24 protein-coding genes are annotated in these 22566 nt (G+C 57.1%); 15 read left to right on the forward strand and 9 right to left on the reverse strand.

Annotated elements, in window-relative coordinates; translation table 11 throughout:
- Positions 1 to 23 precede the first annotated feature (23 nt).
- Entirely contained in the window at positions 24 to 1619 is a 1596-nt protein-coding gene (locus C6A40_RS12820) for an ABC transporter substrate-binding protein (protein ID WP_032663535.1), read from the forward strand.
- Positions 1620 to 1754: 135 nt separating this feature from the next.
- A complete protein-coding gene (locus C6A40_RS12825) occupies positions 1755 to 2429 on the forward strand; it encodes a DUF3313 domain-containing protein (RefSeq protein ID WP_008502258.1) in 675 nt (224 codons plus the stop codon).
- 34 nt (positions 2430 to 2463) lie between these two features.
- Here C6A40_RS12825 and C6A40_RS12830 read toward each other — a convergent pair whose 3' ends face one another.
- Complete coding sequence (locus C6A40_RS12830) at positions 2464 to 3360, reverse strand: DMT family transporter (protein ID WP_008502257.1); 897 nt, start codon at positions 3358 to 3360, stop codon at positions 2464 to 2466.
- Between the two features lie 173 nt (positions 3361 to 3533).
- On the opposite strand from C6A40_RS12830, the gene C6A40_RS12835 reads away from it, so the two are divergent.
- A complete protein-coding gene (locus tag C6A40_RS12835; RefSeq protein ID WP_045335803.1) occupies positions 3534 to 4406 on the forward strand; it encodes a helix-turn-helix domain-containing protein in 873 nt (290 codons plus the stop codon).
- On the opposite strand, the gene C6A40_RS12840 is transcribed toward C6A40_RS12835, so the two are convergent.
- Entirely contained in the window at positions 4386 to 5552 is a 1167-nt protein-coding gene (locus C6A40_RS12840) for a benzoate/H(+) symporter BenE family transporter (RefSeq protein ID WP_045335801.1), read from the reverse strand. The genes C6A40_RS12835 and C6A40_RS12840 overlap by 21 nt on opposite strands.
- A gap of 89 nt (positions 5553 to 5641) precedes the next feature.
- On the opposite strand from C6A40_RS12840, the gene C6A40_RS12845 reads away from it, so the two are divergent.
- Both C6A40_RS12845 and C6A40_RS12850 read left to right on the forward strand, forming a co-directional pair.
- The gene (locus C6A40_RS12845) at positions 5642 to 6169 is read left to right on the forward strand and encodes a helix-turn-helix domain-containing protein (protein WP_008502254.1); all 528 of its coding nucleotides are present in this window, start codon (positions 5642 to 5644) and stop codon (positions 6167 to 6169) included.
- An 80-nt stretch (positions 6170 to 6249) separates the two neighbouring features.
- Positions 6250 to 8214 (forward strand): peptidase U32 family protein, encoded by a 1965-nt coding sequence (locus tag C6A40_RS12850; RefSeq protein ID WP_025911165.1) that lies wholly within the window; start codon positions 6250 to 6252, stop codon positions 8212 to 8214.
- On the opposite strand, the gene C6A40_RS12855 is transcribed toward C6A40_RS12850, so the two are convergent.
- Positions 8215 to 8445, reverse strand: a complete 231-nt coding sequence (locus C6A40_RS12855) for a DUF2554 family protein (RefSeq protein WP_008502251.1) — start codon at positions 8443 to 8445, stop codon at positions 8215 to 8217.
- 245 nt (positions 8446 to 8690) lie between these two features.
- Between C6A40_RS12855 and C6A40_RS12860 the strand changes: the two genes are divergently transcribed.
- A complete protein-coding gene (locus C6A40_RS12860; RefSeq protein ID WP_045335799.1) occupies positions 8691 to 9053 on the forward strand; it encodes a hypothetical protein in 363 nt (120 codons plus the stop codon).
- 173 nt (positions 9054 to 9226) lie between these two features.
- Here C6A40_RS12860 and C6A40_RS12865 read toward each other — a convergent pair whose 3' ends face one another.
- Positions 9227 to 9763: a dihydrofolate reductase family protein gene (locus C6A40_RS12865; protein WP_045335797.1), complete on the reverse strand. Its 537-nt coding sequence runs from the start codon at positions 9761 to 9763 to the stop codon at positions 9227 to 9229.
- Positions 9764 to 9803: 40 nt separating this feature from the next.
- Positions 9804 to 10811 (reverse strand): transcriptional regulator FtrA, encoded by a 1008-nt coding sequence (ftrA, locus tag C6A40_RS12870; RefSeq protein ID WP_023292437.1) that lies wholly within the window; start codon positions 10809 to 10811, stop codon positions 9804 to 9806.
- A gap of 73 nt (positions 10812 to 10884) precedes the next feature.
- Between ftrA and C6A40_RS12875 the strand changes: the two genes are divergently transcribed.
- The 8 genes from C6A40_RS12875 (at position 10885) to zinT (ending at position 18902) form a co-directional block, all read left to right on the forward strand.
- Positions 10885 to 11298: a rhodanese-like domain-containing protein gene (locus tag C6A40_RS12875; protein ID WP_008502248.1), complete on the forward strand. Its 414-nt coding sequence runs from the start codon at positions 10885 to 10887 to the stop codon at positions 11296 to 11298.
- A gap of 156 nt (positions 11299 to 11454) precedes the next feature.
- Positions 11455 to 12558: a cobalamin-independent methionine synthase II family protein gene (locus tag C6A40_RS12880; protein ID WP_023327455.1), complete on the forward strand. Its 1104-nt coding sequence runs from the start codon at positions 11455 to 11457 to the stop codon at positions 12556 to 12558.
- 201 nt (positions 12559 to 12759) lie between these two features.
- The gene (gene urtA / locus C6A40_RS12885; protein ID WP_114191292.1) at positions 12760 to 14031 is read left to right on the forward strand and encodes an urea ABC transporter substrate-binding protein; all 1272 of its coding nucleotides are present in this window, start codon (positions 12760 to 12762) and stop codon (positions 14029 to 14031) included.
- A 24-nt stretch (positions 14032 to 14055) separates the two neighbouring features.
- Complete coding sequence (urtB, locus tag C6A40_RS12890) at positions 14056 to 15630, forward strand: urea ABC transporter permease subunit UrtB (protein WP_045335794.1); 1575 nt, start codon at positions 14056 to 14058, stop codon at positions 15628 to 15630.
- Positions 15630 to 16703 carry an urea ABC transporter permease subunit UrtC gene (urtC, locus tag C6A40_RS12895; RefSeq protein ID WP_114191293.1) on the forward strand — a complete coding sequence of 358 codons (1074 nt, stop codon included), beginning with the start codon at positions 15630 to 15632 and terminating at the stop codon, positions 16701 to 16703. The genes urtB and urtC overlap by 1 nt, the downstream gene beginning before the upstream one ends.
- Positions 16703 to 17500 (forward strand): urea ABC transporter ATP-binding protein UrtD, encoded by a 798-nt coding sequence (gene urtD / locus C6A40_RS12900; protein ID WP_045335791.1) that lies wholly within the window; start codon positions 16703 to 16705, stop codon positions 17498 to 17500. Before urtC ends, urtD begins: the two co-directional genes overlap by 1 nt.
- Before the next feature lie 9 nt (positions 17501 to 17509).
- Entirely contained in the window at positions 17510 to 18208 is a 699-nt protein-coding gene (urtE, locus tag C6A40_RS12905; protein ID WP_023327459.1) for an urea ABC transporter ATP-binding subunit UrtE, read from the forward strand.
- 52 nt (positions 18209 to 18260) lie between these two features.
- Complete coding sequence (gene zinT, locus C6A40_RS12910; protein ID WP_008502241.1) at positions 18261 to 18902, forward strand: metal-binding protein ZinT; 642 nt, start codon at positions 18261 to 18263, stop codon at positions 18900 to 18902.
- Positions 18903 to 18951: 49 nt separating this feature from the next.
- Here zinT and ydeE read toward each other — a convergent pair whose 3' ends face one another.
- The gene (ydeE, locus tag C6A40_RS12915) at positions 18952 to 20145 is read right to left on the reverse strand and encodes an efflux MFS transporter YdeE (protein ID WP_008502240.1); all 1194 of its coding nucleotides are present in this window, start codon (positions 20143 to 20145) and stop codon (positions 18952 to 18954) included.
- Between the two features lie 194 nt (positions 20146 to 20339).
- Between ydeE and eamA the strand changes: the two genes are divergently transcribed.
- Positions 20340 to 21245, forward strand: coding sequence for an O-acetylserine/cysteine exporter (eamA, locus tag C6A40_RS12920; RefSeq protein ID WP_023327461.1), 906 nt, complete (start codon positions 20340 to 20342; stop codon positions 21243 to 21245).
- A 31-nt stretch (positions 21246 to 21276) separates the two neighbouring features.
- Here the strand turns inward: eamA and marB are convergent, their stop codons facing one another.
- The 3 genes from marB to marR are packed head-to-tail and all read right to left on the reverse strand — an operon-like array spanning position 21277 to position 22365.
- The gene (marB, locus tag C6A40_RS12925) at positions 21277 to 21495 is read right to left on the reverse strand and encodes a multiple antibiotic resistance protein MarB (RefSeq protein WP_008502238.1); all 219 of its coding nucleotides are present in this window, start codon (positions 21493 to 21495) and stop codon (positions 21277 to 21279) included.
- A 33-nt stretch (positions 21496 to 21528) separates the two neighbouring features.
- Positions 21529 to 21909: an MDR efflux pump AcrAB transcriptional activator MarA gene (marA, locus tag C6A40_RS12930; RefSeq protein WP_008502237.1), complete on the reverse strand. Its 381-nt coding sequence runs from the start codon at positions 21907 to 21909 to the stop codon at positions 21529 to 21531.
- A 21-nt stretch (positions 21910 to 21930) separates the two neighbouring features.
- Positions 21931 to 22365 (reverse strand): multiple antibiotic resistance transcriptional regulator MarR, encoded by a 435-nt coding sequence (gene marR, locus C6A40_RS12935; RefSeq protein WP_008502236.1) that lies wholly within the window; start codon positions 22363 to 22365, stop codon positions 21931 to 21933.
- Positions 22366 to 22566 lie beyond the last annotated feature (201 nt).

Raw genomic sequence — 22566 nt, forward strand, 5'->3', positions numbered from 1 at the left:
AATTAAAAAGACAGGAATAAATGATGACAAGCAAACTCACAACTATTGCGCTGGCGCTTGCGGCGCTCACGGTCAGTTCCGCCGTCGCCGCGAAAACGCTGGTGTATTGCTCCGAAGGATCGCCGGAAAACTTTAACCCTCAGCTATACACCTCGGGAACCAGCGTCGACGCCAGCGCCGTGCCGGTCTATAACCGTCTGGTCGATTTCAAACCCGGCACCACGGAGCTGGTGCCGAGCCTGGCGGAGCGCTGGGAGGTGAGCGACGACGGCAAGGTTTACACCTTCCATCTGCGTCAGGGCGTGAAGTTCCAGAGCAATAAATCCTTCACGCCGACCCGCGACTTTAACGCCGACGACGTGATCTTCTCGTTTATGCGCCAGAAAGACGTGAATCATCCCTACCACAACGTCTCTAACGGCAGCTACTCCAACTTCGAAAGCCTGGAGTTCGGCAGCCTGATAACCGCCATTGATAAAGTCGATGACCACACCGTGCGCTTTACCCTGGCGCACCCGGAAGCGCCGTTTGTCGCCGATCTGGCCTGGTATTTTGCCTCAATCCTTTCGGCGGAGTATGCCGACGCGATGCTGAAAGCGGGCACGCCGGAGAAGGTGGATATGGAGCCCATCGGCACCGGGCCGTTTAAGCTGGCGCAGTATCAGAAGGATTCCCGGATCCTGTTCACGGCGTTTGCCGACTACTGGCAGGGGAAATCGAAGCTGGACAGGCTGGTGTTTAGCATCACCCCGGATGCCTCCGTGCGTTTTGCCAAAATTGAGAAGAACGAATGTCAGGTGATGCCGTTCCCGAACCCGGCCGATCTGCCGCGCATGAAGGCCAATAAAGATATCAACCTGATGAGCAAAGCCGGGCTGAATACCGGCTTCCTGGCGTTCAACACGCAGAAGCCGCCGCTGGATAACGTGAAGGTCCGTCAGGCGCTGGCGATGGCCATCAACAAACCGGCCATTATTGACGCGGTGTTCCACGGTACCGGAACGGCGGCAAAGAACCTGCTGCCGCCGGGCGTCTGGAGCGCCGACAGCGAGCTTAAGGATTACGACTACGATCCTGAAAAAGCCAAAGCGCTGCTGAAAGAGGCCGGCTTTGCCAGCGGCGTCAGCATCGATTTATGGGCGATGCCGGTCCAGCGTCCCTATAACCCGAATGCGAAACGCATGGCGGAGATGATTCAGGCGGACTGGGCGAAAATTGGCGTACAGACCAAAATCGTTACCTACGAGTGGGGCGAATACCTTAAGCGTGTGAAGGGCGGGGAACATCAGGCTGCGCTGATGGGCTGGACGACCGCAACGGGCGATCCTGACAACTTCTTCGGCCCGCTGTTTACCTGCACCTCGGCAAACGGTGGATCAAATTCGGCGAAATGGTGCTATAAGCCGTTTGATAAGATCGTTGCTGAAGCCAAATCGATAACCGATCATGATAAACGGGTGGCGCTGTATAAACAGGCTCAGCAGATGATGCATGACCAGATGCCTGCGGTGATGATTGCGCATTCAACGATTTTCGAACCGGTGCGCAAGGAGGTGAAGGGCTATGAAATCGACCCGTTTGGCAAACATCTGTTCTGGCAAGTGGATATAAATCAGTAATTTTTCACTGCCCGGCATGCGTCCGGGCAATCTTTTTGCAATTTGTGCTCCCGGCATCATTTTTTGTCACAACAAACCCGCCAGACTTTTGCTATAACTTCAAATGCATACTTGCAGATAACATGGAAAACTATCATGCGTACTCAAACTTTTTTTAAAGTTGCAGTGCTTACTGGTCTGTTGGCGTTGGCGGGCTGTTCTTCAAAAGTCGCCGCTCCGGAACAATACTCCGGCTTTTTAAAAGATTATTCAGGCTTACAGCAAACGACCTCGGCGACGGGAAAACCAACGCTGCGTTGGGTCGATCCTTCGTATAACGAAGCCAATTACGACAGCATTCTCTGGACGCCAATTACCTATTATCCAACGCCAAAACCCACCACGCAAATTGGGCAAAAAACGCTTGATGAGTTGTTGAATTACACCAATAACAAAATGAAAACGGCGATTGGTACGCGTAAGCCAGTTGTGACCACGCCGGGTAAACACAGCCTGATTTTCCGAGGCGCGATTACCGGGGTGAGTTCGCAGAAAGAGGGGCTTCAGTTCTATGAAGTGGTGCCTGTTGCGCTGGTGGTTGCCGGGACGCAGATGGCAACCGGACACCGCACCATGGATACGCATCTCTTCTTTGAAGGCGAGCTGATCGATGCGGCCACCAACAAACCGGTCATGAAGGTGGTACGTAAAGGCGAAGGTAAAGAGCTGAATAACGAAAACACACCAATGACCTTTGCGACGCTGAAGCAGGTTGTTGATGACATGGCGACGGACGCCACCATGTTTGATGTGAAAAAGACCGCGAAATAAAATAAAATGGCCTGCGTAATGCAGGCCGTTTTATTTATGCCATTCGTAAGCGTCTGAACCAGGTTTCCGGTTTGGTAAACATCACCATATTTCCTCCCAGAATCAGCACTAATCCCACGATACCGTTGACATGCCAGACGTAGCCTTCATAGACCGTGGAGATGGAGAGCGCCACCAGCGGGAAGAGCAGCGTACTGTAGGCCGCTTTGCCCGGGCCAATACGTCCCACCAGCGTGAAGTAGGCGCCAAAGGCAATCACCGAGCCAAACAGGGCCAGATACACCAGCGCGCCGAGATAGCTCACCGTCCATTCCGGTACAAAGCTATCGCCTCTGAACAGCGCAATGCAGCCCATCACCAGCGTGCCATAGAGCATCGCCCAGGCGTTGGTGGTCATGGTTTCCAGGCCTCTGCGCTGATGGCGCATGCTGATCATATTACCCAGCGAGAACCCATACGTGCCGAGTGCGGAAAGGCCAATGCCCGTCAGGAGTGACGCGCTCCAGCCGCTGGCCAGCAGATCGTCCCAGAAGAGGGTGACAATCCCGACCAGCCCCAGCGCCGCCGCCGTCCAGAAACGCGCGGGCGGGCGCTGGCCGAAGAAAATAAAGCTGTTAATGGCGTTATAGAGTACCGCCATGGAGAAGATCACCGACTCCAGCCCGGTATTGATATGGGCCGCTGCCGTGTAAAAACACCAGAAGTTAAAGCAGAAAACACAGCATCCCTGAAGCAGGCAAAAAAGATGATCCCGAAGCGCCAGCGTGCGCAGGCGACGCAGGGCGAGTAACACCACCATCATGGTGAGGCTGGCGACGGCGAAGCGCCAGAAGATCGACACCGGCGCCGCGACGGGGCCCTGCTGCAGGAAAATCGCAATCCAGGTGGTTCCCCAGATAATGACCACGAGTCCGTATAATAATGCGTTCATAGTTGTCTCTTCTTAAACCGCGGAAGCCCGCAGTATGACGCTGAGATGCGTAACGGGCTTTCACCCGCTTGCGGCAGACTTGCAAAATCTTGCGCTTTTTTCTTCTGGAGGGACTGGCAACGGGCGGCAACTCTTCTTAGACTGATATTCCGATTCTTCACGCGCTAACGGTTATGTCTCACGCTTACGATACCTTTGAAACGCTTTGCCAACAGAATGCAGTCCTGCGGGAAACCGTCTCGCTGAATTCGGGTATTCAGCTGGCCGCGTGGTACAACAAGCACGACACGATCACCGTAAAGAGCAACCATCATACCCTCAGCCTGTACGTGGCGGACGGCTACGAAAGCTATCAAAAAACGCCGGGCGGCTGGAAGAACGGCGGGGGGCCGGACCGTTTCTGCCTGATGCCCAAAGAGAGCGAATCGACGTGGGATATCCGCGATGACCTGTCGTTTGTGCATCTCTACTGCACCGATGAACACCTGCGCGACGTGGGAGAAAAAATCTGGGATAAGCGGCCGCTTTCGCTGACCCTGGACGAGCGTATTTTTGGCAGCGACCCGAAGATCACCACGCTGTATCGCCAGTTTTTACTGGGCTGTGACTGGCAGCAGCACGCCAACCAGCTCACCCTGAGCACGGCCTCCACGCTGCTGCTGACCCATCTGCTGCAAAACTACTCAAACGTGCAGTGGAAGCTGCCGGTCGTTACGGGAGGGTTGTCCCCGTTCGTGCTGCGCAACGTCCTCGCCTTTATCGAAGAGAACCTGGGGCAGCCCCTGACGCTGGCCGAGCTGGCGGCGCAGGCCGCCCTCAGCGAATACCATTTTGCCCGCATGTTCCGCCAGTCGACGGGGCTGGCGCCGCACCAGTACGTGATGCACAGGCGAATTGTCAAGGCGAAAGAGCTGGTGCAGCATACCTCCATGCCACTGACGGACATTGCGCTGGCCTGCGGCTTTAACTCCGCCAGCCACTTCAGCAACCGCTTTCGCAGCGCGACGGGCATGACGCCGTCGCAGCTACGCGCGGCGAGCGCGTGAAAACAGGGCGTAACATACCCCGCCCAGCACCAGCCCCCAGAACGCCGAACCGATGCCCAGGATCGTGACGCCGCTTGCGGTCGTCAGAAACGTGACGATGGCCGCGTCGCGCTCCGCTTCGTGACTCAGCGCCTGGTATAAACTCCCGCTGATGGTGCCCAGCAGCGCCAGACCGGCGAGCGTCTGGATCCAGCTGAGCGGCAGGGCGGCCATCAGCCCGGTAATGGAGCCACCGAAAATTCCCGCCAGCAGATAAAACCCGCCGGCTGCGATGGCTGCCAGCCAGCGTTTTTCCGCGTCCGGATGTGCATCCGGGCTTTGACAAATGGCGGCAGTAATGGCCGCAATGCAGATAGAAAAGACGCCAAACGGAGAAAACAGCAGCGCCAGTCCACCCGTCACGATGATGAGCGGTGAGGCCGCCAGCGGGTAGCCGGAGGCTTTCATGGTGGCGAAACCCGGTGCATTTTGCGAGGCCATGGTCACGAGGAAGAAGGGCAAGCCAATACTCACCAGGCTGGTGAAGGTGAAGTCAGGCGCAATAAATTCGGGCATCACCAGAGAAAGGGTGAGCTTATCCGTGACAACGTCACCACCGGCCCAGGCCACGATACCGCCCACCAGCAGCGTGACCACGATGGCATAGCGCGGCGACAGCGCTTTTGCGATCAGCCATGCCGCAATCATGCTGCCGCACAGCAGAAAGTGCCCCTCAAGATGCGCAAACGCGTGCAGGCCAAACTGCAGCAGTACCCCGGCGAGCATGGCGGCAGCAAGCGAATGGGGGATCAGCGTCATCAGACGGGCGAAAAGCCCGGTGATGCCGCAGAGCAAAATTAGCGCGTTGGCAAAGATGAACACGCCGATGGTTTCCGCCAGCGTGACGCCGTGCAGGCTGGTGGCGAGCAGCGCCGCGCCGGGCGTCGACCAGGCGGTCAGCACGGGCGCTTTGTACCACCAGGAAAGCACCAGCGTGCTGACGCCCATCCCAATCCCCAGTGCGGTCATCCAGCCTGCGATCTGCTGCGCGCTGGCGCCAGCCGCGGCGGCGGCCTGCCAGATGATGGCGGCCGAGCTGGCGTAACCCACGAGAACGGCGACAAATCCAGCCAGTACGACCGGAACAAGATGAGAGGAAGGGCGCATGAAAACTCCGTTGTGCGTTATAACGTCCGGGGTAAGGTAACACTGTGCGTTATAGCGTACAAGTGGTATGCTCGTCGTCAGGAGGAAATATGGACATCACACAACACCTTGCAGCAACACTGAAAACATTACGCCAGGCACGGGGCTGGAGCCTGTCGAAACTGGCGGACGAAACCGGCGTATCAAAGGCCATGCTCGGGCAAATCGAGCGAAATGAATCCAGCCCCACGGTGTCGACGCTGTGGAAAATTGCCACGGGACTGAACGTGCCGTTTTCCGCCTTCATCACGCCGGAGGCGGACCGGCAGGCGGTGTTTGACCCGCAGCAGCAGGCGATGGTCGTCAAGCCGCTCTTTCCGTGGGACGAGGCGCTCCGGTTTGATTATTTCTCCATTACCCTGGCCCCCGGCGCCCTGAGTGAATCCACGCCGCATGAGGCGGGGGTGATTGAACATGTGGTGGTGGTCAGCGGCGAGCTGGAGATGAAGCTCGAGGGCAAATGGCAGACGATTTCTGCCGATTCCGGCGTCCGTTTTGCCGGCGATAAACCGCACGCCTACCGCAACAGCAGCGACCGGACGGTGCATTTTCACTCCCTCATTCATTATCCCCGCTGAGGCTACGCAAAACTGTTTCGCTGACGCAGACTTCTGACTACAATAGCCGCCATTTTGACCATAACGGATAACGACGAAGTATGCGCCTGCAATCCCATCATCTTGAACTTTTAAGCCCGGCCCGTGACGCCGCCATTGCCCGTGAAGCGATCCTTCATGGCGCAGATGCCGTCTACATTGGCGGCCCGGGCTTCGGTGCCCGCCATAACGCCAGCAACAGCCTGAGCGATATTGCTGAGCTGGTGCCGTTCGCCCACCGTTTCGGGGCGAAGGTGTTCGTCACCCTGAACACCATTCTTCATGATGATGAGCTGGAGCCTGCGCAACGTCTGATTACCGATCTCTATCAGGCCGGGGTGGATGCCCTGATCGTTCAGGATATGGGCGTGCTGGAGCTGGATATTCCGCCCATTGAGCTGCACGCCAGTACCCAGTGTGATATCCGCACGGTAGAGAAGGCGAAGTTCCTCTCCGACGTCGGCTTTTCGCAGATCGTTCTGGCGCGCGAGCTGAACCTGAATCAAATCCGCGATATTCACCAGGCGACAGACGCGACGATTGAATTCTTCATCCACGGCGCGCTGTGCGTGGCCTATTCCGGCCAGTGCAATATTTCCCACGCGCAGACGGGCCGCAGCGCCAACCGCGGCGACTGCTCTCAGGCCTGCCGTCTGCCGTATACCCTGAAAGACGATCAGGGCCGCGTGGTGGCATTTGAAAAACACCTGCTCTCGATGAAGGATAACGACCAGACCGCCAACCTGGGCGCGCTGATCGACGCGGGCGTGCGTTCCTTCAAGATTGAAGGGCGCTATAAAGATATGAGCTACGTGAAGAATATCACCGCGCACTATCGCCAGATGCTGGACGCCATCATCGAAGATCGCGGTGACCTGGCGCGCGCGTCGGCCGGTCGTACCGAGCATTTCTTTATTCCGTCGACGGACAAAACGTTCCACCGCGGCAGCACGGACTATTTCGTGAATGCCCGTAAAGGGGATATCGGCGCGTTTGACTCACCGAAGTTTATCGGTTTGCCGGTGGGTGAAGTGCTGAAAGTGGCGAAAGATCACCTTGATGTTGCGGTGACGGAACCGCTGGCGAACGGCGATGGCCTTAACGTGATGATTAAGCGTGAGGTCGTGGGCTTCCGCGCTAACACGGTCGAGAAAACCGGGGAGAACCGCTACCGCGTATGGCCGAATGAAATGCCGGCCGATCTCTACAAGGCACGGCCGAACGCGGCGCTTAACCGTAACCTCGATCATAACTGGCAGCAGGCGCTGCTGAAAACCTCCAGCGAGCGTCGTATCGCGGTGGATATTGAACTGGGCGGCTGGGAAGAGCAGCTGATTCTGACCATGACCTGTGAAGACGGCATCAGCGTAACGCATACGCTTGATGGCCTGTTCGAGGTGGCAAACAACGCGGAGAAAGCGCGCAACAGCCTGAAGGATGGCGTCGCGAAGCTGGGGCAGACGATTTACTACGCCCGCAACGTTGAGGTCAATCTGCCGGATGCCCTCTTTGTGCCGAACAGTTTGCTCAACCAGTTCCGCCGTGAAACCGCCGAGATGCTGGATGACGCGCGCCTGGCGAACTACCCGCGCGCTAGCCGTAAAGCGGAAACCGTTCCTGCGCCCGTCTACCCGGATACGCATTTATCCTTCCTCGCCAACGTCTACAACCATAAAGCGCGTGAATTCTATCATCGCCACGGCGTGCAGCTGATCGACGCGGCTTATGAGGCGCATGAAGAGAAGGGCGATGTGCCGGTGATGATCACCAAACACTGCCTTCGTTTCGCGTTTAACCTGTGTCCTAAGCAGGCGAAAGGCAACATCAAGAGCTGGAAGGCCACGCCTATGCAGCTCGTAAACGGTGACGAAGTGCTGACCCTCAAATTTGACTGCCGTCCCTGCGAAATGCATGTGATTGGCAAGATGAAAAACCACATCTTCAAAATGCCGCAGCCCGGCAGTATTGTGGCGTCCGTCAGTCCGGACGATCTGATGAAAACCCTGCCAAAACGCAAGGGCAGCTAACTACCGAACGTGCGTGTCCGGTTTGCGCGATTTCTGCCACAGGTGGTGTTCGCGCAAACCCTCCGCCGACTCCTCCGCCGCGCTTCGCAATTCATCGCTATCGGCTTCATGACGCAGCTGATGATCCACATTCTTTACCCACAGATATTCATGTCCTTTGTGCCCGGCCATAAGCTGGCCCGAAAAGAGGGCACAGATAAGCATCACGAGAGATAAACCTTTTTTAACCATGAGGTCACCGCCGAATAACGTTGCGGCTTAATGATGCCGATTATTTATTATTGTTATTATTCAAATATTCAAACTAGCGCAAAGAGAATGTCAAATAATGTACGTTCATAATAAGGCTTAAGACTTTTCCTAAAGTACATATATGTATGGTAAATGTTCCATTTCTGGACCAAAGTTGGATATTTGCATTAAGGACAAATCCTATATAATAGAGAATCTCTGGCTAAGGAATGGGTCATTACTAAATGAAAAAAATAATAGCACTTGCGCTTCTGGCGGTTGCGATCGGGGCTGTTGTGGGAATTCGTTATGCAGCTAATGACGAACCAGAATATATTCAATCAGCAGAAATTCGCGTTGGTTCCTATTTAACCAGCGACTATGGCGTTGTTGCCTGCGGCAGCAAAAAAGTTAACGATCTGCGCTGGGAATTAGATTGTACTCATCAAGAGGGAGGAAAAACATTCCAGTTTGCGGTGTTTCCCTCTGAAAATGCACCTTATGGCGTAGCGCGATCCTTTTATCTTGAAGCCATTAATGATGATGCAAAACAGAGCGCTGAACAGGGGCTTATGCGTTATTTGCAGATCAATACCCATGCAGGTTAATAAAACTGTTTAACCTTCGTTAAGACAACGAGTGTTAGGTTGTATGGGATCCGCAGTCCGGCCATGGAGTGTCGGGACGTAGAGACCAAAATACAAATCTATCCATGCAAGCATTTACCGCCATTTTTTGGCGGTTTTTTTTTGCGCATAACGTAGCGGTGTTGGCCGTGGGGTTATGGCGTCACCCGATAGTGCGACTGCACCAGACCCGAAGGAAAGCTGCGGCTGGAGACCAGCGTCAAATCGATATCCCCGGGAAGGGCGCCAAACAGCGATTTTCCCGAACCGAGCAGGACAGGAACGGTTGTGATCACCATATCGGCCACCAGTCCTTCTCGCAGGAACGACTGTATGACTTGCCCACCATCGAGATAGACGCGACGGGCGTTCTGCCTCGCCAGATCGTCGAGCACCTCCTTTGGCGTGCGGCCGGAAAACTGTACTTTGCCCCTCAGCGCGTCGGGTACGGGCGTGTCGGCCAGCTGTCGGGAGAGCACCAGCACGGGCCTGTCATAAGGCCATGTCTCAAAGGTCCGCACCTTCTCATAGCTCCCCCGGCCCATCACGATCCAGTCTTTGTCCGCGATGAAAGCCGTGTAGCCATGATCCTCATTCGGGTCATCGCGCTGCAGCAGCCAGTCGATATCATCATTGTGTCGGGCGATGTAGCCATCAAGACTGGTTGCAATAAAAACGTGTGTGGTGACCATCAGGTTCTCCGTATTCCAGCGAAACCAAAAGACTGACGCCTCAGCGGGCAGTACCGGCATGAGAAAATTGTTTACGGTACTGGGCCGGGGAAATCGCGAACTGCTGGCGAAAATGATGACGCAGCGTCGATGCCTGACCAAACCCGGTCTGTTCCGCGATGCTGTCGATGCTTAAACGACTGCTTTCCAGATAATCTTTCGCCCGCAGCAGGCGCTCATTGAGTAACCAGCGGGCAGGCGTCGTTCCCGTTGCCGCTTCGAAGCGACGCAGAAACGTGCGCTGACTCATACCGACACGACGCGCCAGCGAGTCGACGCTGTGCGGCTCGGTGAGGTGCGTGTGCAGAAAATCAAACAGCTGACCAAGGCGCTGGCTTTCCCGCAGCTGCGCCACCGGGCGGCTCAGCTGTTGCGGCTGAGATCCATCCCGGTGAGGGGGAATGACAAGCCGCCTCGCCACGCTGTTGGCGGTTTCCATCCCGAAATCCCGACGCACCACGTGCAGACAGAGATCGATCCCCGCCGCGCTGCCTGCGGAAGTCAGGATCTCGCCTTCGTCCTGATAGAGCACATCCTCGACCACGTCGATGTCAGGGTAGCGGGCTTTAAGCGTCTCAATGTAGCGCCAGTGCGTCGTGGCTTTGCGTCCGTTGAGCAGACCGGAGGCGGCCAGCACAAACACGCCCGAGCAGATGGAGAGTAGCTGACAGCCCCGCGCGCTGGCCTGACGTAATGCGTTGCAGAGCGCGTCCGGGACCGGCGAGTCCACCCCCCGCCAGCCCGGTACCACGATCAGATCGGCAGACGCAAGCAGGGAGAGATCGCCATCGGTAATGATGCGGATCCCGCCTGTCGCCCGAAGCTCACCGTCATCAACGCTTGCCACGGCAAAACGATACCAGTCGTCACCCAGCTCGGGCCGCGGCAGGCCGAAGATTTCCACCGCCACCCCAAACTCAAAGGTACACAGACCGTCATACGCCAGCACCACCACCTTCGGGCGGGCAATCTGTCTTAACGTTGTCATCTTTTTGCTGTTTTCTGGCATAAGCGAGCGCATTCATGAGCTGAATTTGTGGATAGAGTAGTGTTAACACAAACGCCAAAGATGAGGAAGGATCATGAGCTATGTTACTGAATTTCCGGCTGCCGAACCGCAGGAAGCCGTTACCCATTTTCTGCGTCGCCTGAGCGTCGAAACTGACTGCGCCGATGTGCATCATGCCATCACGCATAACGAGCAGGACTTTGTTTTGCTGCACGTGGTGGGGAGCCCGGAGCAGTTTGCCCGTCGCCATGTGCCGGGCGCTCTGCATATGCCGTGGAGCCAGATGACCGCTGAGCGCATGGCCCAATGGCCTGAAGGGACGCTGTTTGTCGTCTACTGCGCAGGGCCGCACTGTAACGGCGCGGACAGAGCCGCGCTGAAGCTGGCCCGTCTCGGGCTGCCGGTCAAAATCATGCTCGGTGGGATCACCGGCTGGGAAGATGAACGCTACGCGTTTGCCAGCGAGGCGTCCGTCGCCGCGCTGTGAAGATGAATTTTTTTCAACATACGTGAAATTTTCTCGTTTGCCGGCACCGGTGAGGTATGACATTGTTTTTGGACATTTAGACATCCAGAAGTCTAAAACTTCAAATAATGAATTATCACTGCGGGCAATTATCGCCGGCAGACTGAGGAGATTGCCATGCAACGACACCACGCCCCGTACCGCGCCGACGTAGTCGGCAGTTTTTTACGCCCGGATGCCATCAAGCAGGCTCGCCTGAAATTTGCCAGCGGCGAGATTGATGCCGGACAGCTTCGCGCGGTGGAGGACGAGGCCATTCGCCACGTCGTCGAGCAGCAGTGTGCGTGCGGCCTGCATGTGGTGACCGACGGTGAGTTTCGCCGTGCCTGGTGGCACTTCGACTTCTTCGACGGTCTTCAGGGCGTTGAGCGTTACGATTCCCAGCAGGGCATCCAGTTTAACGGCGTGCAAACCAAAGCCCACGGCGTGCGCGTTACCGGCAAGCTGGGCTTTGGCGAGCACCCGATGCTGGACGATTTCCGCTATCTGAAAAGCATCAGCGGTAACGCCCAGCCAAAAATGACCATTCCGAGCCCAAGCGTGCTGCACTTCCGCGGCGGTCGCAAAGATATTGATGCGACCGTGTATCCGGACCTTGACGTCTATTTCGATGACCTGGCGACCACGTGGCGCGATGCCATCCGGGCCTTCTACGACGCGGGCTGCCGTTATCTGCAGCTGGATGACACCGTCTGGGCCTATCTCTGTTCGGACGACCAGCGCCGTCAGATCCGCGAGCGCGGCGACGACGCCGATGAGCTGGCGCGCATCTATGCCCGCGTGCTGAACAAGGCGCTGGAGGGCAAGCCGGACGATCTGACCATCGGACTGCACGTCTGTCGCGGCAATTTCCGTTCCACCTGGATTTCCGAGGGCGGCTACGAGCCGGTAGCGGAAGTGCTGTTCGGAACGGTCAACGTTGACGCCTTCTTCCTCGAATATGATAACGACCGCAGCGGGGATTTCGCGCCCCTGCGCTTTGTTCGCCCGGGCAAACAGCAGGTGGTGTTGGGTCTTATCACTACAAAAAACGGCGAGCTGGAGAATCCGGAGGGAATTAAAGCCCGTCTCGAAGAGGCGGCGAAATACGTGGCGAAAGAGCAGATTTGCCTCAGCCCGCAGTGCGGTTTTGCCTCGACCGAAGAGGGCAACAGCCTGAGCGAAGCCCAGCAGTGGGACAAAGTCCGGCTGGTCACGCAGATCGCCAGCGAAGTCTGGTAACCCCGTTATACGGCGCTGCATTATAAAAGTGCAGCGCTGTACCATTCTGAGTCGTTCTCTTTACATCCGGCGTTCCCCTCCCAGAAATAGCGCTATCTCCATTCTGGCACTCTTTTTGCTCCTGCTTCGCTGACACTTTTTTTTCCGCGTCCACGCCTTACCGGACGTTTTCGCACAGCGTTCTTTTTCAGGAGTGAAAATATGCAGCGTCGTACCTTATTAAAAGCTTTTGCGTTATCCGCGTCCGTCGTGGCGATGGGGATGAGTTTTGGCGCGCAGGCGGCCGATACCATCAAGGTGGGGATCATGCATTCGCTGTCCGGCACCATGGCCATCTCCGAAACCCCGCTGAAAGACGTCGCGCTGATGACCATCGATGAGATCAACGCCAAAGGCGGCGTGCTGGGCAAGAAGCTGGAGCCGGTGGTGGTGGATCCGGCCTCAAACTGGCCGCTGTTTGCCGAGAAGGCGCGTCAGCTGCTGAGCCAGGATAAAGTGGCGGTGGTGTTCGGCTGTTGGACGTCGGTGTCGCGCAAATCCGTACTGCCGGTGTTTGAGGAGCTGAACGGCCTGCTGTTCTATCCGGTGCAGTATGAAGGCGAGGAAATGTCGCCAAACGTCTTCTATACCGGCGCGGCGCCGAACCAGCAGGCCATCCCGGCGGTGGAATACCTGATGAGTGAAGACGGCGGCGCGGCGAAGCGCTTCTTCCTGCTGGGTACCGATTACGTCTATCCGCGCACCACCAACAAGATCCTGCGCGCGTTCCTGCATTCGAAAGGGGTGGAGGATAAGGATATCGAAGAGGTTTACACCCCGTTTGGCCATAGCGACTACCAGACCATCGTTGCCAACATCAAGAAATTCTCCGCGGGCGGCAAAACCGCCGTGGTGTCGACCATCAACGGCGACTCCAACGTGCCGTTCTACAAAGAGCTGGCTAACCAGGGGCTGAAGGCGACGGACGTGCCGGTGGTGGCGTTCTCCGTGGGGGAAGAAGAGCTGCGCGGGATCGACACCAAACCGCTGGTGGGTAACCTGGCAGCCTGGAACTACTTTGAGTCCGTGGATAACCCGACTAACCAGGCGTTTGTAGCGGATTACAAAGCCTATGCGAAGGCGCACAAGCTGCCGAACGCCGATACCGTCGTAACTAACGATCCGATGGAAGCCACCTACGTAGGTATTCACATGTGGGCGCAGGCGGTGGAAAAAGCGGGCACTACCGATGTGGACAAAGTGCGTGCGGCGATGGCCGGTCAGTCCTTTAAGGCGCCGTCAGGCTTTACGCTCACCATGGATGCCACCAACCATCATCTGCACAAGCCGGTCATGATCGGTGAAATCGAAGGCAACGGTCAGTTTAACGTGGTGTGGCAGACCGAACAGCCGGTACGCGCCCAGCCGTGGAGTCCGTTCATCGCCGGGAATGACAAAAAGCCCGACCAGCCGATGAAAGCCGCCAGCAACTAAGCCATCGCCGCAGGGAGAAACGTCATGAACGCCATGCGCCTGTTCATCGCTCTTGTATGGCTTTCCGGACTGCTGCCAGGGATGGTGCAGGCATCGGATGCCGATCGTTTTGTTGCCGCCAGCCGCAGCCAGCAGGCGGATTTGTTGACGCAGTGGGCCGCCGCGCCGGATGCGTCAAGACTGCCGCTCCTTGAGGCGCTACAAAAGGAAAATCTCTACGTCGATACGCAAAAGCACGCCTTTGCACAACGCGATGGCAACGTCATCCCGCTGGGGGACAGTCAGACGGCAGAGGGCCCAACCAAAGCCGTGCGCCTGACGAACCGGCTGCGCGTGCTGGCAGCAACCGCCATCGCCACGCATCAGCTGGTGAGTGACAGTGTCACCGAAAGGCGGGCGGCGGCGCGTCAGCTGCAGCGCGATGCCCGGCCCGACATGCTCGCTTTTCTGGAAAAGCGTGTGAACGATGAGACGGACGCCGTGGCGCGTCAGGCGCTGCTGCTGGCGGTCGCGAATCTCCAGCTGGCCAGCCCGCAGGCCGAGGTGCGCCGCAAGGCCGTCGAATTGTTAGGCCAGTCAGACGATCCGGACGTGCAGTCCAGGCTTACCCCGTTTACCCAGCCGCAGACGGAGCCGGATAGCGCGGTGCGCGCGGCCGCAGAAAAGAGTCTTAGACAGATCCAACACCGCCTGATGTGGGGCGACCTGCTGGGCCAGGCGTTTATGGGGCTGTCCCTTGGGTCGGTGCTGCTGCTGGCCGCGCTGGGGCTGGCTATCACCTACGGCCTGCTGGGCGTGATTAACATGGCCCACGGCGAGATGCTGATGCTGGGGGCATATGCGACCTGGATGGTGCAGCAGGCGATGGCCGGGCTTGCGCCCCAGTGGCTGGCGCTCTATCCCGTTATCGCCTTGCCGGTCGCGTTCTGCCTCACGGCGGGCATTGGAATGGCGCTGGAGCGCACGGTGATCCGTCATCTGTACGGTCGTCCGCTGGAAACGCTGCTGGCGACGTGGGGCATCAGCCTGATGCTTATCCAGCTGGTGCGCATGACCTTTGGCGCCCAGAACCTGGAGGTGGCGAACCCGGCATGGCTCTCCGGCGGGGTGCAGGTTTTTGCCAACCTGACGCTGCCGTGGAACCGCATCGTGGTGCTGGGCTTCGTGCTGCTGGTGCTGTTCTTTACCTGGCTCATTCTGAATAAAACCCGTCTGGGGCTCAACGTGCGGGCGGTGACGCAAAACCGCAGCATGGCCGCCTGCTGCGGGGTACCGACAGGGCGCGTCGATATGCTGGCGTTCGGGCTTGGCTCCGGGATTGCGGGGTTAGGCGGCGTGGCGCTATCGCAGCTCGGTAACGTCGGGCCTGAGCTGGGCCAGGGCTATATCATCGACTCCTTCCTTGTGGTGGTGCTCGGAGGCGTAGGCCAGCTGGCAGGCAGCGTGGCCGCGGCGTTTGGGCTGGGGATCTTTAATAAAATCCTGGAACCACAGATGGGGGCGGTGCTGGGCAAGATCGTGATTCTGGTGGCGATCGTGCTGTTTATTCAGAAACGCCCGCAGGGGTTGTTTGCGCTGAAAGGGAGGGTGATTGACTGATGAGCCAGCCGCTGACCTTAACGCTGGCGCGCAAAGCGCCACGCACCACGCAGATAGCGTGCAGCCTGCTGGTGGTGTGTTTGCTGATACTGCCGTTTTTCGCCTTACTGCCTGCGACGCATCCGCTGGCGCTGTCGACCTGGATGCTGACGCTGATTGGCAAGATCCTCTGCTATGCCATCGTGGCGGTGGCGCTGGATCTGGTGTGGGGCTACGCCGGTATGCTGTCCCTTGGGCACGGCCTCTTCTTCGCCCTGGGCGGCTATGCGATGGGCATGTACCTGATGCGCCAGGCGGCAGGTGACGGTCTGCCCGCGTTTATGTCGTTTCTCTCCTGGAGCGAGCTGCCCTGGTTCTGGTGGGGCACCCAGCACTTTGCCTGGGCGCTGGTGCTGATTGTGCTGGTGCCGGGCCTGCTGGCGCTGGTGTTTGGCTGGTTTGCCTTCCGCTCGAAGATCAAAGGGGTCTATTTCTCGATTATGACCCAGGCGCTGACCTATGCCGGGATGCTGCTGTTCTTTCGCAACGAAACCGGGTTTGGCGGCAATAACGGCTTTACCGGTTTTACCACGCTGCTCGGGTTTTCGGTAACGGAAACGACCACCCGCATCGCGCTGTTCCTGGCGACCGTGCTGTTGCTGCTTCTGGCCCTGGGCACCGGGTTTGCGCTGGCGAAGAGCAAGTTTGGCCGCATCCTGACCGCCGTGCGCGACGCCGAAAACCGCCTGACCTTTTGCGGTTACGATCCGCGCGGGTTCAAGCTGCTGGTGTGGACGCTTTCTGCCGTGCTGTGCGGTCTGGCGGGGGCGCTGTACGTCCCACAGGTCGGCATTATTAACCCCGGTGAAATGTCGCCGACGAACTCGATAGAGGCCGCCATCTGGGTGGCGCTGGGCGGGCGCGGCACGCTGGTGGGGCCGGTGATTGGCGCAGCGCTGGTGAACGGGGCGAAAAGTTTCTTCACCGTCGCGATGCCGGAGTACTGGCAGCTGTTTCTGGGGCTGATTTTTATCGCCGTCACGCTGTTCTTGCCGCGCGGCGTCTACGGTCTGTTGCGTAAGGGAGAGAAATAATGCAGCCAACGGAAGGATTATTCACCCGCCAGCTACCCGGCGATCGCTACCGGGACCAGACTGACCCGGTGCTTCAGCTTGAATCCATTAACGTCAATTTTGATGGATTCCAGGCCCTGACCGATCTCTCGCTGAATATCGGCGTGGGCGAGCTGCGCTGCGTGATTGGCCCCAACGGTGCGGGTAAAACCACGCTGATGGACGTCATCACTGGCAAAACGCGGCCAAAGAGCGGCAGGGCGATTTACGATCAGTCCATCGACCTGACCGCGCTGGAGCCTGCGGCCATCGCCCGCCAGGGCATCGGGCGTAAATTCCAGAAGCCCACGGTTTTTGAAGCGCTGACGGTGTGGGAAAACCTGGAGATCGCCATGAAAACCGATAAATCCGTCTGGGCGAGCCTGCGGGCAAAACTCAACGGCGAGCAGCGTGACCGCATTGACGAGATGCTGGTTTTGCTGCGCCTTAGCGCGGAGCGCGACCGACGGGCCGGGCTGCTTTCCCACGGACAGAAACAGTTCCTGGAGATCGGCATGCTGCTGGTGCAGGACCCGCATCTGCTGCTGCTGGATGAACCCGCCGCCGGAATGACCGACGCGGAAACGGAATACACCGCAGAGCTGTTCAGAACGCTGGCGGGCAAGCACTCCCTGATGGTGGTGGAGCACGATATGGGCTTTGTTGAAACCATCGCCGACCATGTGACCGTGCTGCATCAGGGGCGGGTGCTCGCGGAAGGGTCGCTTCGCGACGTGCAGGCCAACGAGCAGGTGATTGAGGTCTATCTGGGACGTTAAGGAGAGGGAATGTTACAGGTCAACGAACTGAATCAGTATTACGGCGGCAGCCATATCCTGCGCGGCGTGAGCTTTGAGGCGGTCACCGGCGAAGTCACCTGCCTGCTGGGGCGCAACGGCGTGGGGAAAACCACGCTGCTGAAGTGTCTGATGGGGCTGATCCCGGCGAAAACCGGGGAGGTCATCTGGCAGGGGAAAACGATTACCCACAGCAAACCGCACCAGCGGGTGCAGTCTGGCGTGGCGTATGTCCCGCAGGGACGCGAGATTTTTCCGCGCCTGACCGTGGAGGAGAATCTCCTGCTGGGACTATCGCGGTTTTCCGCCCGCGAGGCGAAGCAGGTGCCGGAGGAGATCTGGCAGCTGTTCCCGGTGCTCAAAGAGATGAAGCACCGTCGCGGGGGCGATCTCTCGGGTGGTCAGCAGCAGCAGCTGGCGATTGGTCGCGCGCTGGCGAGTCGTCCGCGGCTGCTTATCCTGGATGAACCGACCGAAGGCATACAGCCTTCCGTTATTAAAGAGATCGGCCACGTGATCCGCACCCTGGCAAACAGAGGCGACATGGCGATCCTGCTTGTTGAGCAGTTTTACGACTTTGCCGCCGAGCTGGCCGACAGCTATTTGCTGATGTCCCGCGGCACCATTATTCAGCGCGGGCGGGGTGAAAATATGGAGCAGGAGGGCGTTCGCGGGCTGGTTGCGATCTGAAATGTTATAATATAACATCTTCATTCTTATAAAACGGAATGAGGGCGTTACTTTGGCTGCACATATTGGGAAATTTGCCATGACTCTGGGGGCGCTGCTGGTCAGCGGCCAGCTGTTTGCTCACTCGCACGGCCACCAGATGACCGAAGCAGAACAGAAAGCGGCGAACGGCGTGTTTGAGGATAAAGACGTGAAGGACAGAGCGCTGTCTGACTGGGACGGCACCTGGCAGTCGGTCTATCCGTTCCTGCTCGATGGTTCGCTGGATCCGGTCTTTAAGCAGAAAGCGCAGAAGGATAAAAGCAAATCCTTTGATGAGGTGAAAGCCTACTACCGCACGGGTTATGCGACGGACGTGGATGCCATCGGCATCGAAAATAACGTGATGGAGTTCCATCAGGGGAAAGCGGTCAGCCGCTGCCAGTACGATTACAGCGGCTACAAAATTCTGACCTACGCGTCAGGCAAGAAAGGCGTGCGCTATCTCTTTGAGTGCAAGGACGCCAGCAGCAAGGCGCCGAAGTTCGTCCAGTTCAGCGACCATACCATCGGCCCGAAGGCCTCTTCGCACTTCCATATTTTCATGGGCAATACCTCCCACGAGGCGCTGCTGAAAGAGATGGATAACTGGCCGACCTATTATCCGAACGAGATGTATAAAGAGCAGGTGGTGGAGGAGATGTTGCACCACTAGGTTTTTGCTTTTGCCGGGTGGCGGCTTCGCCTTACCCGGCCTACATTTGCTACGCCGCTTTGGGTGACTCGCACCATGCCTTCACGCTCATCCCGCGCAAAATCATTAGCCACGCCACAATAATCGCGGCCATCATAATCACAAACAGCGACCAGTGCGGCAGGTTGGTCAGGATGATACCGGTGATCATCGGGTTTGCCGCCGCGCCGAGCCAGCCCAGCGCCTGCGCGGAGAAATAGCTCGCCTTCATTCCCGGTGGCGCAATGTTGTCGATCAGCATGTATTCACCCGGCGCATAGATAATCTCACCCAGCGTAAAGATGGCGGCAGCGATGCCCCAGTAAACCAGGTTTTCCCCGGAGAGCATAAAGCCGCCCAGCCCCACGATAAAAAACAGGGTGGCGAGGGACATCAGCGGGCGGATATTGCTGGCTGAGATTTTGCGGCCCAGCGCATATTGCAGCGTTACCACCACGGCGGCGTTGACGGGCAGCACCACGGCGACCACCTTTTCGGCGAAATCGCTGTCCGCATGTGCAGCGAGAACGTATTGCGAAATACAGCTCGCGAACGACCCGCCCACGTACGACGCCAGCAGGCCAGAGAGCGTGTACCAGAACAGCGCGCGATCTTTCAGCAAGACCGACGGCTGCCACGGCGTCTTCTCCTCGGCGGTATCTAACGCCACGCTTTTCTGCACAAAGAAGTGGATAAAGCCCAGCGGCAGGGCGGCACAGAAGGCTGCCAGCCAGAACGGCAGCTGCAGGCTGTACATCACCAGCAAGGTGCCAATCGGCGGGCCGACCGTCCAGCCAATGTTCAGGAAGCTGTAGTTCAGCGAAAAGACCCGCGCCTTCTGGCTGGAGGTGAGGACGTCGGAGAACCAGGCTTTCAGCACCGTCGAAAAGACGGAGTAGGCGCAGTTGATCAGCGCAAAAAACAGCACCACCAGCGTGACGTTATTGACCAGCGGGATCGCCACAAATCCGGCGATAAACGCCACAATCGCGATCAGCATGTAGCGTTTTTTATCAAACTTATCGGCAAGAATGCCAAATCCCAGGCTGAACACCACGCCGATAGTAAGCGCAATCGTCAGGGCATAACCAATATTCTCGACGCTCATGCTGTAGACGCGCGTGAGATAGATGGTCATGAACGGCAGCGTTGCCCCTCGACCGATGGTTAACAACAATGACGATGCCAGCAGCGCTGCGGTTGAGCGCCTGAGAGATGGTTTCATATTCCTGCCCGACAGTTGCTTATGCTTTTATTCGATGTGTGTTAACAGGATTACCATGACATAAGGGGCTTGTATAGCACCCGATTTATCCCTAAGTGCTTCAGCTGCCTGCCAGAAATAATGATCTTCTCGTGACGCACTTTTTTCTGTTACCTTGAAGTGTTAACAAATTATTAATAATTCAGGGGCGGGATATGACGCGGAAAGACGGGCTGCTGGCACTGCTGGTGGTCGTAGTATGGGGGCTCAATTTTGTGGTCATTAAGCTGGGGCTGCACAACATGCCGCCGCTGATGCTGGCCGGCTTACGTTTTATGCTGGTCGCTTTCCCGGCCATCTTCTTTGTGGCGCGTCCAAAGATCCCCTTTAAACTGCTGCTGGGCTACGGTCTGACCATCAGCTTTGGCCAGTTCGCGTTTCTCTTTTGCGCCATCAAGTTCGGTATGCCGGCCGGTCTGGCCTCGCTGGTGTTACAGGCGCAGGCGTTCTTTACCATTATTCTCGGGGCGTTTGTGTTTGGCGAGCGCCTGCAGGGCAAACAGCTGGCGGGGATCACGCTGGCGGTGTTTGGCGTGCTGGTGCTGATCGAGGCCAGCCTGAATGGTCAGCACGTGGCGCTGCTCGGGTTTATGCTGACGCTGGCGGCGGGGCTGAGCTGGGCCTGCGGGAATATCTTCAACAAGCTGATCATGCAGCACGAGGCGCGCCCGGCGGTGATGTCGCTGGTGGTGTGGAGCGCACTGATCCCGGTTATCCCGTTTCTGCTGGCGTCGAGTATTCTGGACGGTCCGGCGGTGATGCTGAACAGTCTGGTCGACATCGATATGACCACGATCCTGTCTCTCGTCTATCTGGCCTTTGTCGCCACCATTGTGGGCTACGGGATCTGGGGATCGCTGCTGGGGCGTTATGAGACCTGGCGCGTTGCGCCGTTATCTCTGCTGGTGCCGGTGGTAGGGCTTGCCAGTGCGGCGATATTGCTGGATGAAACGCTAAGCGCGCTGCAGCTGTTCGGTGCCGTGCTGATCATGGCCGGGCTGTACATTAACGTGTTTGGTCTGCGGGTTCGTCGGACGACGCGGGTAAGCGAAAAGGCATAAAAAAGCCCCGCGTCTGCGGGGCAAAAACGAATCAGAAGCCGTGCTGATTATAATAAGGCACGCCTAATTCGTCGGATTTGTCGCTACCAGCACCCATATGGTTGAAATCATAGGGCGACTGGTCATGTGCGGACGGCAAAATCATCGTATCAGGATTATTTTGCTGCGTTGCACGAGGGGTTTGCTCCGCGAAGGTCTGGCTGGAGAACAGCACCAGCAAGGCGAGGGCGGCGGAGGCGATAACTTTCATGATTTCCTCGGTTACGTCTGTGACAGGCGATGATTAACTACAGTGTTTTAACGGATACAGGTATCGGGATTCGCCCGGCACGCTGGTGATTCGGTACTTATGAGGCGGCACGTCAAAATAGTTCTTGAACGTACGCGTCAGGGTTTGCTGCGATTCAAATCCGTAACGCTCCGCCAGATAAAGGATCGGCTCATTGCTTTCTTTCAGTTTCTGGGCAATCTCCGTCAGCTTGCGGCTGCGAATATATTGACCTAATGAATGGCCGGTCTCTTTTTTGAACATCCGTTGCAGGTGCCATTTGGAGTAACCCGAACGCTCTGACACTTTTTCAAGGGAGAGCGGCGATTCCAGGTTATCCTCGATCCAGTCCAAAATGCTATGAATGGTGATAGCGTCAGTATTGCGTCTGGACATCGTCATACCTCTTTTTTCTGTTTACGGCAGGATTTTCTTCAGCAAAAGCTCAAGGGTTGCCACTTCATCTGCCGTTAAGTTTTTTGTTAGTTCCTGATGCAGTGTTTGTCCTACTAATTGATGACATTGCTCGCACATGGCCGCGCCATCGCTGGTCAGCTTCACCAGTACGCCGCGTTTGTCATTCGGGTTAGGGCTTCGTTCTATCCATCCTTTGCAGACGAGACGATCGAGCATGCGGGTTAACGCACCCAGATCGACAGAGAGCACCTTTTTCAGCTCAACCGGCGTGATACACACTTCGCAGCGAATGGAACACAGCACTTTGAACTGTGTTGCGGTGATATCCAGCGGTGACAGATAGTCATTGAGCAGGCGATCTTTTTTCTGATTGACCATATGAATAAGACGACCCAGCGGAACAACGTCGTTAAAGATATCACTGGTGCTTTTCACAATGGTTGCCCTGGCAAGTAATTAGTCACGGCAGATATTATTGCTCAGGCAAGTATAAGTCAACTGAATGAATCAGCCGATGCCACGAATTGCTAAAACGTTTCATGAACTTTTTTTAAGGTGTTTCAAATCATAGGGATAACTTCCTGTTATCTTTTCAGAAGGAAAATAATCGTTACGTTGCGCCCATGGCTGAATGTC

It is taken from the genome of Enterobacter sp. GER_MD16_1505_Eko_090 (genome assembly GCF_003331015.1).
GTDB lineage: Bacteria > Pseudomonadota > Gammaproteobacteria > Enterobacterales > Enterobacteriaceae > Enterobacter > Enterobacter roggenkampii.